This window comes from Mesorhizobium sp. B2-5-11, from assembly GCF_006440835.1.
GTDB lineage: Bacteria > Pseudomonadota > Alphaproteobacteria > Rhizobiales > Rhizobiaceae > Mesorhizobium.
Genome location: NZ_VFUK01000003.1, coordinates 152309 through 165016, shown reverse-complemented (window position 1 = coordinate 165016; position 12708 = coordinate 152309). Strand labels below are relative to the sequence as shown.

Annotated in this window: 15 protein-coding genes and 1 pseudogene; 3 read left to right on the top strand and 13 right to left on the bottom strand. The window is 63.8% G+C overall.

Going from position 1 to position 12708, the window contains the following annotated elements:
- Positions 1–44: 44 nt before the first annotated feature.
- A complete protein-coding gene (gene miaA, locus FJ490_RS11765) occupies positions 45–1016 on the bottom strand; it encodes a tRNA (adenosine(37)-N6)-dimethylallyltransferase MiaA (protein ID WP_140648739.1) in 972 nt (323 codons plus the stop codon).
- Between miaA and serB the strand changes: the two genes are divergently transcribed.
- A complete protein-coding gene (serB, locus tag FJ490_RS11760) occupies positions 1000–1887 on the top strand; it encodes a phosphoserine phosphatase SerB (RefSeq protein WP_140559556.1) in 888 nt (295 codons plus the stop codon). The two genes, miaA and serB, sit on opposite strands and share 17 nt — an antisense overlap.
- 28 nt (positions 1888–1915) lie before the next feature.
- Positions 1916–2182: pseudogene (locus FJ490_RS11755) on the top strand (GNAT family N-acetyltransferase); the annotation flags it as partial.
- On the opposite strand, the gene FJ490_RS11750 reads toward FJ490_RS11755, so the two are convergent.
- From FJ490_RS11750 to FJ490_RS11715, 8 genes are all read right to left on the bottom strand, one after another.
- The gene (locus FJ490_RS11750; protein ID WP_140495345.1) at positions 2183–2443 is read right to left on the bottom strand and encodes a toxin-antitoxin system HicB family antitoxin; all 261 of its coding nucleotides are present in this window, start codon (positions 2441–2443) and stop codon (positions 2183–2185) included.
- A complete protein-coding gene (locus FJ490_RS11745) occupies positions 2440–2865 on the bottom strand; it encodes a putative toxin-antitoxin system toxin component, PIN family (protein ID WP_140495343.1) in 426 nt (141 codons plus the stop codon). The genes FJ490_RS11750 and FJ490_RS11745 overlap by 4 nt, the downstream gene beginning before the upstream one ends.
- 55 nt (positions 2866–2920) lie before the next feature.
- Positions 2921–4435, bottom strand: coding sequence for a DegQ family serine endoprotease (locus FJ490_RS11740; RefSeq protein WP_140559553.1), 1515 nt, complete (start codon positions 4433–4435; stop codon positions 2921–2923).
- Positions 4436–4573: 138 nt separating this feature from the next.
- Positions 4574–4762 (bottom strand): DUF2065 domain-containing protein, encoded by a 189-nt coding sequence (locus FJ490_RS11735; RefSeq protein ID WP_140559552.1) that lies wholly within the window; start codon positions 4760–4762, stop codon positions 4574–4576.
- 6 nt (positions 4763–4768) lie between these two features.
- Positions 4769–5737, bottom strand: coding sequence for a protease modulator HflC (locus FJ490_RS11730; protein ID WP_140521174.1), 969 nt, complete (start codon positions 5735–5737; stop codon positions 4769–4771).
- Positions 5737–6858 (bottom strand): FtsH protease activity modulator HflK, encoded by a 1122-nt coding sequence (gene hflK, locus FJ490_RS11725; protein WP_140630967.1) that lies wholly within the window; start codon positions 6856–6858, stop codon positions 5737–5739. Before hflK ends, FJ490_RS11730 begins: the two co-directional genes overlap by 1 nt.
- A 166-nt stretch (positions 6859–7024) precedes the next feature.
- Positions 7025–7543: a dihydrofolate reductase gene (locus tag FJ490_RS11720; RefSeq protein WP_140729173.1), complete on the bottom strand. Its 519-nt coding sequence runs from the start codon at positions 7541–7543 to the stop codon at positions 7025–7027.
- On the bottom strand, positions 7543–8553 hold the full coding sequence (locus tag FJ490_RS11715) for a DUF4424 domain-containing protein (protein WP_140630962.1): 1011 nt from the start codon (positions 8551–8553) through the stop codon (positions 7543–7545). Before FJ490_RS11715 ends, FJ490_RS11720 begins: the two co-directional genes overlap by 1 nt.
- A 124-nt stretch (positions 8554–8677) precedes the next feature.
- On the opposite strand from FJ490_RS11715, the gene cobF reads away from it, so the two are divergent.
- On the top strand, positions 8678–9442 hold the full coding sequence (cobF, locus tag FJ490_RS11710) for a precorrin-6A synthase (deacetylating) (protein WP_140559549.1): 765 nt from the start codon (positions 8678–8680) through the stop codon (positions 9440–9442).
- A 119-nt stretch (positions 9443–9561) separates the two neighbouring features.
- Here the strand turns inward: cobF and FJ490_RS11705 are convergent, their stop codons facing one another.
- The 4 genes from FJ490_RS11705 to modA form a co-directional block, all read right to left on the bottom strand.
- The gene (locus FJ490_RS11705; RefSeq protein WP_140559548.1) at positions 9562–9903 is read right to left on the bottom strand and encodes a winged helix-turn-helix domain-containing protein; all 342 of its coding nucleotides are present in this window, start codon (positions 9901–9903) and stop codon (positions 9562–9564) included.
- 92 nt (positions 9904–9995) lie between these two features.
- Positions 9996–11108: a molybdenum ABC transporter ATP-binding protein gene (gene modC, locus FJ490_RS11700; protein ID WP_140729174.1), complete on the bottom strand. Its 1113-nt coding sequence runs from the start codon at positions 11106–11108 to the stop codon at positions 9996–9998.
- A complete protein-coding gene (gene modB / locus FJ490_RS11695) occupies positions 11105–11809 on the bottom strand; it encodes a molybdate ABC transporter permease subunit (RefSeq protein WP_140495324.1) in 705 nt (234 codons plus the stop codon). Before modB ends, modC begins: the two co-directional genes overlap by 4 nt.
- Before the next feature lie 15 nt (positions 11810–11824).
- Positions 11825–12619 (bottom strand): molybdate ABC transporter substrate-binding protein, encoded by a 795-nt coding sequence (gene modA / locus FJ490_RS11690; protein WP_140729175.1) that lies wholly within the window; start codon positions 12617–12619, stop codon positions 11825–11827.
- Positions 12620–12708 lie beyond the last annotated feature (89 nt).

Below are 12708 nucleotides of genomic sequence, written 5' to 3'. Positions count from 1 at the left end.
TTTGGACAACCACAACGAGAACCTTTCCGTGAAGGAAAGGCTTTCTAGGTTGCATTAGCAACAAGCGTTTGGATCGTGGTTTCGATATCGTCACCAGGATGCAATCTTTGCCATTCCGGTCCTAGCTGGTGCCGAAACCAGGTCGTCTGCCGCTTGGCATATTGCCTGGTTGCGATCTTGGCGCGCTCAATCGCCTCGGGAAAACCCGATTGTCCGGCCATCGCCGCTTGCAGTTCGCGAACGCCGATCGCCTTCATCGCCGGCAATTGCGGATCGAGACGAAGCGATGCGAGTTGCCTGACTTCGTCCAGTGCGCCCTTGGCCAGCATCTGGTCGAAACGCCTTTCGATGCGTCCGACCAGCGCGGCCCGGTCCGGCTCGATGACGAAGAAGCGGGCCGTCTGTCTGTCGATGAGCGGCCGGCCCCGCGCGGCCTGCCAGTCCAGGATCGAGCGGCCGGATGCGTCGAGCACTTCGAGCGCCCGCACGATGCGCTGGCTGTCCGTTGGCTTCAACTGCATGGCTGCCCTGGAATCCTCGCGCAGCAGGATGCCATGCAGTTTGACGGCGCCTTGCTCCTTCAACTCGTAGCGCCAACGGTCGCGTACCTGCCGCGGAATGTCGGGCATTTCCGAAATGCCCTCGGCCAAGGCGCGAAAGTAAAGGCCGGTGCCGCCGACGAAGATCGGTCGCCGCGAGAGCGCGCCGTCTTCGATCAGCCTCGTCACGTCGCGCAGCCACGCCCCGGTCGAGTAGGCGGTGCCGGGATGGACATGCCCATAGAGATAATGCGGTGCCCGAGCGAGGTCCGCCGCCTCCGGCCGGGCAGTCAACACGTCGAGAACCGAATAGGCTTGCATGGAATCGGTGTTGACGATCACGCCGCCTATACGTTCGGCCAGGCCGACCGCCAGCGCCGACTTGCCGCTGGCGGTCGGCCCGGCTATCAGGATCGCATTCTTCACGCGGCCTTCGCCCGCATCCGCACCGGAATTATCGATGCCGCTTGTCGCCACGCTTGTTTCCCATCCCGCCGATCGTGCCTTGTCACCATCGCTTGCGAATATGGCCTCACGGTCGGTGGGCGCAAGCACAGTTCGCTGGATGGCCGAAGACATTGCCTGCGATCTCGCACTGCCGGCGAATGCACAAGCCGACGAGGCGGCCGCCAATCTGCGCGCGGCGCTGGCCGCCGAGCCGATCGACGTGATCGTCCAGCAGTCGGCAACGCGCCGCAAGAAGATCCTCATCGCCGACATGGATTCGACCATGATCGACCAGGAATGCATCGACGAGTTGGCCGACGAGATTGGCGTCAAGGAGCACGTCGCGGCGATCACCGCACGATCGATGAATGGCGAGGTCGCCTTCGAGCCCGCCCTGCGCGAGCGCGTGGCGTTGCTCAAGGGGCTCGATGCGGCCGTGGTCGATCTGATCGTTGCCAACCGGTTGACATTGGCCTCCGGCGGTCGCGCGCTGGTGCAAACGATGCGGGCCAACGGCGCCTGGACCGCGCTAGTCTCGGGCGGCTTCGAGGTCTTCACCTCACGCATCGCCGCCATGCTCGGCTTCCATGAAAACCGCGCCAACCGCCTGCTCGAACAGGATGGCCTCTTTGCCGGGTTGGTCGGCGAGCCGATCCTCGGCCGCGCCGCCAAGGCCGAGGCGCTGATCGAGATCACGGCGCGTCTCGGCCTCACCCCGGCCGATGCCATTGCTGTCGGCGACGGGGCCAACGATCTCGACATGATCCGCCTTGCCGGCACCGGTGTTGCGCTGCATGCCAAACCGATGGTGGCTGCACAGGCAAAGGTTCGCATCGACCATGGCGACCTGACCGCATTGCTCTATCTGCAAGGCTACGGGCAGGAAGAGTTCGTCCAATGAAACCAATGCGCACCGAGCGCCTGATCCTGCGCCCGAATTCTGGGGCAAGGGTTATGTCACGGAAGCTGCCGAGGCATGGCTGGCCTACGGCTTCGAAAAACTCGGCCTTGGCGAGATCGTCTCCTTCGCGGTCGAGAACAACCGCCGCTCCACTGCCGTCATGAAGCGCCTCGGCATGACCGCCGATCCCTCGGCCAACTTCGACCACCCCGGCATTCCCGACAGCCACCCGGAGCTGAAGAGGCATGTGTTCTACAGGCTGACGAGCGCGGATTGGCGGAAGAATCGTCGCTGATCAATGCCTGTCAGGTGGAAATTCGTCGCCGGACTGTGGCGATCTGTCTGCGACCCGCCCCAGCATTTTCGCGAAATCGCCCGGTGACGCGTCGCCGGCACGACGACGCAGGAAGTCAGCTGCCGCTTCCATTGCCCCGACCTTTTGCGCCACAGCCGACGCAATCCATTGATTGAGCGACACGCCATCGGCCTTCGCGAGGCGCGCGGCTGCTTCCTTAACCGACTGTGGCAGTTTCAGCGGATAAGTCGCTTTGCTCATGTACGAAGTCCTTCCAAGAACTCGGCCGGGCTCACAAGCAGTACATCAAAACGGCCTGCCGCAGCTAGGAAGTCCCGGCGATTGTGAGTCACCAACGCATCGGCCCGGCCGTTGATCGCTGCTTCAAGCACCATCTCATCCTTCGGATCGTTCAATTGCGGCCGCCAGAGAAAGTGCAGCTCGACCGGCTCAGCCAGCAATGCAAAGCCGGCCAGCAAACGGCCCAGATCCGGCGCGGACAACCCGTGAGCCGCCACCTGCTCGGGTCTGGCCAGCACGGTTTCATATTCAAGAAACAGCGCTGTCGTCACTAATGGGCGAATTTGCCGATCCGCAATCAGCTGCAGGATGGCGAAAGACGCGCCATTCCTGCTTCGCAAGCCTGCCGTCAAAACGTTTGTGTCCAGTACGATCCGCCTCACAAGTCAAAATAGTACATCCCATGGGATGTTACAATATGACCATCGTTAGCGATCCTCAGTCCATCCGGATCGTCACAAACCTCAGCTCACCGGTCTTGGACGCCAGCATCAACAGTGCGTTCTTGCGTCCCTGCTCCTTCAGCGCGCCGATCCGGTCCATCACATCCTTGGGCGTGGCAACCGATTCCTGTGCAATTTCGGTGATCACCTCGCCCGGCTGGATGCCGCGTTCAGCCGCGGCCGAATCCTTGGCGACATCGGTGATGACGACGCCCGAAACATCGGCGGCGATGCTGAACTTCTTGCGCGTATCGTCGTTCAATTCGCCGACGGTCATGCCGAGCACCGAGGCCGTCGAAACCGCCGGCGCCTTGTCGCCTTTGTCCTGGTCGGTGTTGCCGTTTTCGCCGCTGGCGAGCTTCTCGCTGTCCTCGAGCCGGCCAAGTGTTACCTTCACCGTTTGCTCGACACCCTTGCGCACGATCAGCACGTCGACCGCCTTGCCGACCGGGCTCTCCGCGACCACACGCGGCAGGTCGCGCATTTCGTGGATGTCCTTGCCGTCGAACTTGATGATCACGTCGCCGGCCTGGATGGTGCCGTTGTCGACCGGTCCACCCTTGATGACGCCGGCGACCAGCGCACCCTTGGCGGTCGCCATGCCGAGGCTCTCGGCAATGTCGTCGGTCACCGGCTGGATGCGCACGCCAAGCCAGCCGCGCCGCGTTTCGCCATATTGGCGCAGTTGCTCGACAACGCCCGATGCGAGCTGCGAGGGGATGGAGAAGCCGATGCCGATCGAGCCGCCGGACGGCGAAATGATCGCCGTGTTGATGCCGATGACCTCGCCGGCGCTGTTGAACAGCGGCCCGCCCGAATTGCCGCGGTTGATCGCGGCATCGGTCTGGATGAAATCGTCATAGGGGCCTGAATTGATGTCGCGGTTACGCGCCGAGACGATGCCGACCGTGACCGTGCCGCCGAGGCCGAACGGATTGCCGATCGCCATCACCCAGTCGCCGACGCGCATCTTGGTGGAATCGCCGAACTTCACCGCCGTCAGCTTGTGGCCCTTCGGATCGACCTTGAGCACCGCGACATCGGTCTTGGTGTCGGTGCCGACCAGCGTCGCCTTCAGCGTGACTCCATCGGAGAAATTGACCTCGATATCGTCGGCATCGGCGATGACATGGTTGTTGGTGACGACGATGCCCTGCTCGGCGTCGATGACGAAACCGGAGCCGAGCGACTGCACTTTCTGCGAGCCATTGTCCTTGTCGCCGCCACGGTTCTTGAAGAAATCGTCGAAGAAATCCTGGAACGGCGAGCCTTCGGGAAGCTGCGGCATCGGCACCGCGCCCGGACCTTCCGTGCCCTTCACCGTCTGCGACGTCGAGATGTTGACCACCGCGCCGAGCAGGCCTTGCGCCAGGTCGGCCACCGAAGCAGGCCCGTCGGCGGCCATTGTCGACGTCACGAAGGCCGGAACGGCCACGGTGCCCAGAAGAAGCGCTGCCGCGCCAGCGACGAACGTGCGTCGAACCGCGCGCAAAAGGGTGTTGGATGTCATCGAGAAGCCTCCCGGCACTTCTGAAAGAGAAAAGCGCTTCGACGGAAACGCCGTGTCGCGCCATGATGGCAAGAAATAGGGCACGTTTGCGGCTATGGCTATTGGCAGAGTGTAAATCCCGCGTTTTTGCACACCCCCCTAGCCGCCGCGGACCAGCCAGACGATACCGACGCCGGCGCCAATCGCCACCAGCCCGGCAATCCGCAATGCATTCTCCGGCAATGACAGCACCTCGCCCGCCAGTTTCCTGGCGAAACCGGGAAAGCCGCCATAGACCAAGCCCTCAATGACGAGGACCAGGCCTATTGCCGCCAAGAAATCCTGCACCGGCCGCTACTGGCCGGTGCCGGGCGAAGTTGCGGGTGCGGTCGCCGGTGCGGCAGGAGGTGCCGGTTGCGGAGCCGCCGGCCTTGCCGGCGCCTCCTTTCCGTCAGGGTCGCGGAAGAAACGGAAGAACTCCGAATTCGGCGACAGCACCATTGTCGTGCCGGTGTTGTCCAGCGCCGTGCCATAGGCGTTCATCGACCGGTAGAAATCGAAGAACGCCGGATCGCGCTGATAAGCCTCGGCAAAGGTGGCGCTGCGCTGCGCCTCGCCCTCGCCGCGCAGGATTTCGGACTCCTTCTGCGCTTCCGCGATGATCTCGACCACCTCACGGTCGGCGCGGGCCTTGATGCGCTGCGCCGCCTCATTGCCGCGCGCCCTCAGCCTTTCGGCCTCAGCCAGACGTTCCGCCTTCATGCGATCGAAGGTCTGCTGCGAGACTTCGGCCGTGAGGTCGGTGCGGCGGATGCGGACATCCTCGATCTGCAGGCCGAGCGAGGTGGCGTCGGGCCGTAGCTGATCGCGCACTTCGCGCATCATCACCGCGCGCTCCTCCGAAAGGGCGGCCTCGAAGTCGCGCAGACCGTAGACCCGGCGCAAGGCAGCGTCGAGACGCGTCCTCAGCCGCGCTTCGGCGAGCTCGATCTGGCCTGATACCGCGGCTCGGAAGACACGCGGATCCGAGATTCGGTAGGCGATGAAGGCATCGACCTCATAGAACTTGCCGCCCGAGACCTGGACGCGGATGTTGTCGAGGTCGAAGCGCAGCACCCGGTTCTCGATCAACTGCACCGTGTCTGCGTCGAAGAACGAGAACGGCGCCTTGAAGTAGATGCCGGGTTCGGTCTTGACGTCGACGATCTCGCCGAACCTCAGCACCAGTGCCTGCTGGCGCGCATTGACCACGAAGACCGACGAATAGAGCAGGAACAGGATGACCGCCGCGATGACGACGATGACGGGAAGACGGTTGGCCATCACTGGTTACCTCCCGTCGTCGCGCCAAGCGGGGCCGGAGCCGGCGCTTTCTGCTGCAATGCCGGCAGCGGCAGATAGGGGACGACCCCCTGCCCGTTGCCTTGCTCGACGATCACCTTGCCGGAGTCCTTCAGCACCTTCTCCATCGTTTCCAGGTAAAGCCGCTTGCGCGTCACGTCGGGCGCCTTGGCATATTCGTCATAGACGGAGATGAAGCGCTGGGCCTCACCTTCGGCCTCCTGCACCACCCGGTTCTTGTAGGCGGCCGCGTCTTCGCGGACCTGTGCGGCCTCGCCGCGTGCCTGGCCGAGCTTCTGGTTGGAGTACTGGTTGGCCTGCTCGACGAACTTATCCTCGTCCTGCTCGGCGCGCTGCACCTCGTCGAAGGCGTCGGCGACCTCACGCGGCGGCGCCGCGTCCTCGATCGAGATGGCGTTGACCTGAAGCCCGGCCTTGTAGCCGTCGAGCGTGGTCTGGATGATCTCGCGCACCGAAGCCGCTATGCCTTGGCGGTCGTCACGGAAGATGTCCTGCGCCGGCCTGCGGCCGACGGCCTCGCGCATCGCGCTCTCGGCGACCTGCCTCAGCATGCCGTCCGGGTCGGAGACGTCGAACAGATAGGCGCGGGGATCGGAGACCTGGTAGGCGACCGAGAACTGCACGTTGACGATGTTCTGGTCGCCCGAAAGCATCAGCCCCGACGTGTTGCCGCTGGAGGCGCCACCGCCAATGTCGACGAGCTGCTCGGAAATCTTGGCCGTTTCGACGGTTTCGAGCGGCCACCAGTGGAAATGCAGGCCGGGCTGCGACAGCTCGGCCTTCGGCTTGCCGAAGCGCAGCTCGACTGCGACCTCGTCGGGCTGCACGGTGTAGATTGCCTGGAACGCCCATAGCACGACCAGCGCCGCGCCGATCAGGCCGAATATGGCCGGACTGGCGCCGCCACCGCCGGGCAGCGCACGCCGCAGCCTGTCCTGGCCGCGGCGGATGATGTCCTCGAGGTCGGGAGGCGAGCCTTGCGGGCCGCTTGGCCCCTTCGGTCCCTGCCCCCAGGGTCCTTGATTGTTGCCGCCGCCGCCCCACGGGCCGCCGCCACCGCCACCTTTGTCGTTCCAGGGCATGAATGTCCTTTCGCTTGGAATTCCCTCAAGCGCCGGAATTTCGGCGCAAATCCAGTCTTGTTCTTCTATAGGGACGCCACGGCATGCTTTCAACGCGATGCTCTGCCAGCATCATCGGTTTTGGGCCGGTCGCGACCCTTTGTCGTCTTTAAATGCCTTTTTTCTTTCAATGCCTCTCGCGGCGTCGCTCGTAAACCGTATAGCGCGTCGCGTGGCTGTCCTTTTCGCCGGCTGGTATCTCCTGCGAAGTGACTTCGCGCCAGCGTTTCGAATCGATCGGTGGGAAATGCGCGTCGCCGTCGACAGCGGCCAGCACATGGGTGACGTGCAGCCGGTCAGCCAGCGGCAGCGCCTGCGCATAGATTTCGCCGCCGCCGATGACGCAGACCTCGTTCACCCCGCTCATGCAGCGCCCACGCACATCAGCCAGCTGGATCGCGTTCTTGAGCGTATGCGCCACCTCCACGCCGTCGGCGCGCCAGGTCTTGTCACGGGTGACAACGATGTTCAGCCTGCCCGGCAGCGGCCGGCCGATGCCTTCATAGGTCTTGCGTCCCATGATGATAGGCTTGCCCATCGTGTCTGCCTTGAAGCGCTTGAGATCGGTGGAAAGCCGCCAGGGCAGCCCCCCGTCCCGCCCGATGACGCCGTTCTCGGCGATGGCGACATAGATTGCCACGTGCATCAGTTGCCGTTCCCATTGTCGGATGGATCGAGGATAAGGATGTCGATGTCGCGCTCTGGATAGAAGTCCTCAGCCGTCATCTCGAAACTCGTCGGCCCGACCTTCCTGACATTGTCGCCGCAGAACGAGACCAGGGCTTTGGGATTGCCCTTGTCGACGGTCAGCTTGAACTTGCCGATGCTGCCGGCCGCCCAGTTGCCGCCGGTGGTCAGGATGTAGGCGATGCGGCTCTCGTAATATTTTGGATAGCCGTCGGGGTCGTTCTTGGCAGCCTTGCGCACTGCGCTCTCGAACGTGTCGTCCATGCAGTAGCGGGACTTGTAGGCGGCGTACTGTCCCTGGAACTTGCCGTCGTAGAAGAAGCTGACCGACGAGGTGCCGCCGACGCTCGGTTTGTAGCGGTGGGAAACGTGGACGTCCTTGTTGGCCGGAAAGGTCGAGCGCCACCAATAGGTCGAGCGCAATTGCCAGAACGGTGCATAATTGGGTTTCGCGCCAGGGCTGTCATCGACAGTGTCCTCGATGATGATGCCGCGGGTGACCCAGTCGTCCGCCACCGTTTGCGGCAGCTTCGCGAGCGCCGCCTTTGCCGCTTCGCCGAATGGGTTGAAAGGCACGTTCTGCGCCTTCAGGTCGGCACCGATGTCGATGCCGAGCGCGAGCGCCTTCTGCTCGAGCTCAGGCTTTGCCGCCACGCCGTCGATCGTCACCTCGAAGCCAAGGAAATTGTCGCTCTGGTTTTCGGGGATCGCCGGCATCTCCTCGGGATCGCCGGAGATGTCGGGCATTGGGAAGGCGACGATCGCGTCGACGTCCTTATCGGTGTTGTTGTGGAAGACGTAATCCACGGTCACCTTTTCCGGCGAGATGAAGAGGTCCTCGCTCTGCATCGCCACGGCATCGCTGCGCGACAGCACCAGGCCGCCGGTGCCGAGTTCGGCAACGGAATCATTGGCGAACGCGGGTGCGGCCGACAAGGCCAGCACCGCCGTCAGAACATATCGCAACATGAAAGCCCCTCGGCGAGAATGTCGCGATGACCCTAGCGGTTTCAACGTGGCGTTTCAAAGCCCTTCCGCATCCGCGCCACGCCAGTCTGGACTAAAGGGTTGCGATCGGGCAGGAGTTCGCTTCATGCGCAAGCTTCTCGTCATCGGCATCGGCGCCGGCAATCCCGACCATATGACCGTGCAGGCCATAGACGGCCTCAATCGGGCCGACGTGCTGTTCATCCCCGACAAGGGTGCGAAGAAGAACGATCTTGCCGAACTGCGCCGTCACATCTGCGACCGCTTCGTCACCAACCCGAATTCACGCCGCGTGGAATTCGACGTGCCCGTGCGGGCCGAACCGGCGCCTTCCTATCGCTCGACTGTCGATGACTGGCACGAGGCAATCGCCGCCATCTATGAAGACCTGATCCGCGAAGAGATCGCCGAGGATGGTTGCGGCGCCTTCCTGATCTGGGGCGACCCCTCGCTCTACGACAGCGCGCTGCGCATTCTGGAGCGCGTACGCCTCAGGGGCAACGTCGCCTTCGAACTGGAGGTTATTCCCGGCATCACCGCCATCCAGGCGCTCGCCGCCAGCCACGCGACAGCGCTGAACCGCATCGGCGATTCCATCCTGATCACCACCGGCCGCCGGTTGACGGAAGAAGGTATGCCGCAAAATGCCGGCAGCGCCGTCGTCATGCTTGACGGCAAATGCGCCTTCAACACGCTCGCCGACCAGGATCTTTTCATCCAATGGGGCGCCTATCTCGGCACGCCGGACGAAATCATCGTCTCCGGCCGCCTTCGCGACGTCGGCGCCGAAATCGAGAAAATCCGCGAGCAGGCCCGCAGAGAAAAGGGCTGGATCATGGATACGTACGTGCTGAGGAAGGTAGGGGAGTAGGGCAGTAAGGCAGTAAGTGAACGAGACATCAGGAGCCGGAACACAAGAAAGCACACGAAAAATTCGACGCGCCCGAGTTGGTCTGCCCTACTGCCCTACTGCCCTACTGCCCTACTGCCCTACTCCTCCTCAATCTCCGCCTGCAACGCCTCCATATGCGTCGCGGCCGCCGAAGCCGCCGCGCGTTCGATGGCGCGGAAGCGGCTGACCACGGCCAGGCCCACCGCCGTCAATTGTGCGCCGCCGCCCTTGCGGCCGCCGGTCTGCGCGGCCACCAGCGGCTTGCCGAACACCCGGTTCATGTCCTCGACCAAGTCCCACGCATGCTTGTAGGACATCTCCATGCCGCGCGCGGCGGCCGAGATCGAACCGAAGGCGGCGATCTGCTCCAGCAATTCGATCTTGCCCGGCCCGATGCGCCCGTCGGGGTCGAGATTTATCCGCAAGCTCAGCGACGGCATTTTCTTCCTCCGCGATCACGCCTGCCATGTTAGAGCGTCTTTGGCGGCATCGCTATTCCAAATAGATATAGCGCAAAGACCCACTCGCCGTCTCAGCCATCCGCCTCCGCGGGGAGCCCGCCCCCGGTGTTTGCCTGGTCGAAACTCACCGTCTTGATCACGGCGAAGACCTGTCCGCCGAGCCGCAGCTTCAGAACCTGCCGCGACTGTTCGGTGACCCGTGCCAGCACGGTCGCGCCGTTGCAGTCGATACCGATCTCGACCGTCGGCCCCTCGCCCGGTCTGATCGCGACGATCGTGCCGGCCAGGATGTTGAGCGCGCTGAGACCCGACGGCTGTTCGGTGGCGATCATGACGTCGCGAGCGCGGATGCGTATGCGCACCGGCGCGCCCACCATCGCGGCCAGCTTGGGCACGCGTATCTCGCCGACGTTCGAGCCAAGCACCGTCATGCCGAAAACCTCGTCATGATGAAGTACGCTGGTGTCCAGCACCGCGCCGCCCTCGCCGCGCTCCTCCGCCGGCAGAAGGTCCAGCCTTTGCATGACAGCCGTGGTCGGGCCGCTGGCGGCAAGCTTGCCTTGCGCCAGCATCACCACGTCGCTCGCCAACCGCGCCACCTCGGCGACCGAATGGCTGACATAGACGATCGGGATTTTCGTCTCATCGCGCAGCCGCTCGACGTAGGGCAGGATTTCGGCCTTGCGCGCCTCGTCGAGCGAGGCCAGCGGCTCGTCCATCAGCAACAGCCGGGGGCTGGCGAGCAGCGCCCGGCCGATCGCGACGCGCTGCCTCTCGCCGCCCGAGAGCTTTGCCGGCCGCCGCGCCAGCAGCGGCTCGATGCCGAGCAATTCGACGACGGCGTCGATCTCGGCATAACGCTCCGCCGCCGGCGTGAACCAGCGGCCGTAGCGCAAATTGCTCGCCACGCTCATATGCGGAAACAGACGCGCGTCCTGGAACACCATGCCGATCCGGCGCCTGTGCTTCGGCACGAAAATGCCCTTGGCCGTGTCGACCAGCACACGGCCATCGACCTCGATGCGTCCCTGGTCGGGCCGGATCAGCCCGGCAATCATATTGATCAGCGTCGTCTTGCCCGAGCCGGAGGGCCCGAACAGCGCCGTCAGCCGCCCGGCGCTCTCGAAGCGGATGTCGAGGGGGAAATCGCCGAGCCGATGGCGGATGTCGACAAGGACCGTCATTCAATGTCCATCCGCCGGCCGACGCGCCGCGCCAACACTTCCGAGGCCACCAGGGCGGCCATCGAGATGACGATCGAGATCAGCGTCAGCCGAAGCGCGCCGGCATCGCCGCCCGGCACCTGGGTGAATGTGTAGATTGCCGATGGCAGCGTCTGCGTCTCGTTCGGGATGTTGGAGACGAAGGTGATCGTCGCTCCGAACTCGCCCATCGCCTTGGCGAAGGAGAGGATGGCACCGGCGATCAGCCCGGGCAGGATCAGCGGCAAGGTGATGGTGCCGAACACCCATGGCGGGCTGGCGCCGAGCGTTCCGGCCGCCGCCTCCATCTTGCGGTCGACGGCCTCGATCGACAATCGGATCGCCCGCACCATCAGCGGAAAACCCATGACGCCGCAGGCAAGAGCCGCACCCGTCCAGCGAAAGGAAAAGACGATGCCGAAATGCTCGGCCAGGAATGCGCCGGCCGGCCCGCGCTTGCCGAAGGTCAGAAGCAGGAGATAGCCGGTCACCACGGGCGGCAGGATCAGCGGCAGATGCACCAGCCCGTTGAGCAGCGTCTTGCCCCAGAATCGGCCGCGCGCCAGGAGCAGCGCTATCGCTATGCCCGGCGGCAGGCTGGCGATCATCGCCACTGTCGCCACCTTGATGGACAGCCGGACCGCATTCCATTCGTCGGGAGTGAGGTCCAGCAGCCAGTTCATGCGCAGGTGGCTATCCTAGTTGACAGGCGCAAGGACCGTGAAACCCTGCTCCTTGAATAGATCCGAGGCCTTTGCCGTCCGCAGGCACTTCAGGAAGGCAGGCGTGTCCTTGTCCTTCGTATCAGCCGTTTGGGCAACCGGATAGATGATCGGCGGATGTGAATCCTCGGGGAAAACACCAACCACCTTGACGCCCTTTTCGGCATGCGCGTCCGTGGCATAGACGATGCCGAGAGCCGCTTCGCCCGTCGAGACCAGCTTGAGTGCCGCACGCACATTCTCGGCCTGCGCCACCTTGCCCTCGACCGAGGACCAGACGCCGAGCGATTCAAGCGCGGCCTTGCCGTATTTGCCAGCCGGCACAGCCTTGAGGTCGCCCATGGCGAGCTTGCCGTCGCCGACCAGCTTGGCCAGATCAAAACCCTTTTCGATCTTGGCTTCAACGCCCGAATCCTTCGGCGCCACCAGCACGATCTGGTTGCCGAGCAGCTTCACTTCGGTATCGGGCTTGGTCAGCTTCCTGTCGGAAAGATACTTCATCCAGTCGAGATCGGCCGAGATGAAGACGTCCGCCGGCGCGCCGCTTTCGATCTGCTTGGCGAGCGCCGAACTCGCCGCGTAGGAGATGGTCGCCGCTTCGCCGACATCAGCCGCGCAGGCCTTGTTGACCGCGTCGAGCGCGTCCTTGAGGCTGGCGGCCGCAAACACCACGACCTCGTCTTGCGCGCGCGCCGCCGGCACTGCTGCCGTCCACGCCGCCGCGAAGCCACCAATGGCGACCGCCGCCACTGCAAAACCGTTGCGCGTCATGAAGCTCTCCCTGAGTTGGCATCCGGCCTGCTCGAAGCCTGCCATCCGATATATCCGGATGAATATAACAAGGAAAGGTTTTTCGCCCA

What these genes read in the sequence shown, in the direction of transcription:
- serB (WP_140559556.1), top strand. Translation starts at nt 1,000, where the DNA reads ATGCCGCTTGTCGCCACGCTTGTTTCCCATCCCGCCGATCGTGCCTTG.
- FJ490_RS11750 (WP_140495345.1), bottom strand. Translation starts at nt 2,443, where the DNA reads ATGAGCAAAGCGACTTATCCGCTGAAACTGCCACAGTCGGTTAAGGAA.
- FJ490_RS11740 (WP_140559553.1), bottom strand. Translation starts at nt 4,435, where the DNA reads ATGACATCCAACACCCTTTTGCGCGCGGTTCGACGCACGTTCGTCGCT.
- FJ490_RS11730 (WP_140521174.1), bottom strand. Translation starts at nt 5,737, where the DNA reads ATGGCCAACCGTCTTCCCGTCATCGTCGTCATCGCGGCGGTCATCCTG.
- hflK (WP_140630967.1), bottom strand. Translation starts at nt 6,858, where the DNA reads ATGCCCTGGAACGACAAAGGTGGCGGTGGCGGCGGCCCGTGGGGCGGC.
- FJ490_RS11720 (WP_140729173.1), bottom strand. Translation starts at nt 7,543, where the DNA reads ATGCACGTGGCAATCTATGTCGCCATCGCCGAGAACGGCGTCATCGGG.
- FJ490_RS11715 (WP_140630962.1), bottom strand. Translation starts at nt 8,553, where the DNA reads ATGTTGCGATATGTTCTGACGGCGGTGCTGGCCTTGTCGGCCGCACCC.
- cobF (WP_140559549.1), top strand. Translation starts at nt 8,678, where the DNA reads ATGCGCAAGCTTCTCGTCATCGGCATCGGCGCCGGCAATCCCGACCAT.
- FJ490_RS11705 (WP_140559548.1), bottom strand. Translation starts at nt 9,903, where the DNA reads ATGCCGTCGCTGAGCTTGCGGATAAATCTCGACCCCGACGGGCGCATC.
- modC (WP_140729174.1), bottom strand. Translation starts at nt 11,108, where the DNA reads ATGACGGTCCTTGTCGACATCCGCCATCGGCTCGGCGATTTCCCCCTC.
- modB (WP_140495324.1), bottom strand. Translation starts at nt 11,809, where the DNA reads ATGAACTGGCTGCTGGACCTCACTCCCGACGAATGGAATGCGGTCCGG.
- modA (WP_140729175.1), bottom strand. Translation starts at nt 12,619, where the DNA reads ATGACGCGCAACGGTTTTGCAGTGGCGGCGGTCGCCATTGGTGGCTTC.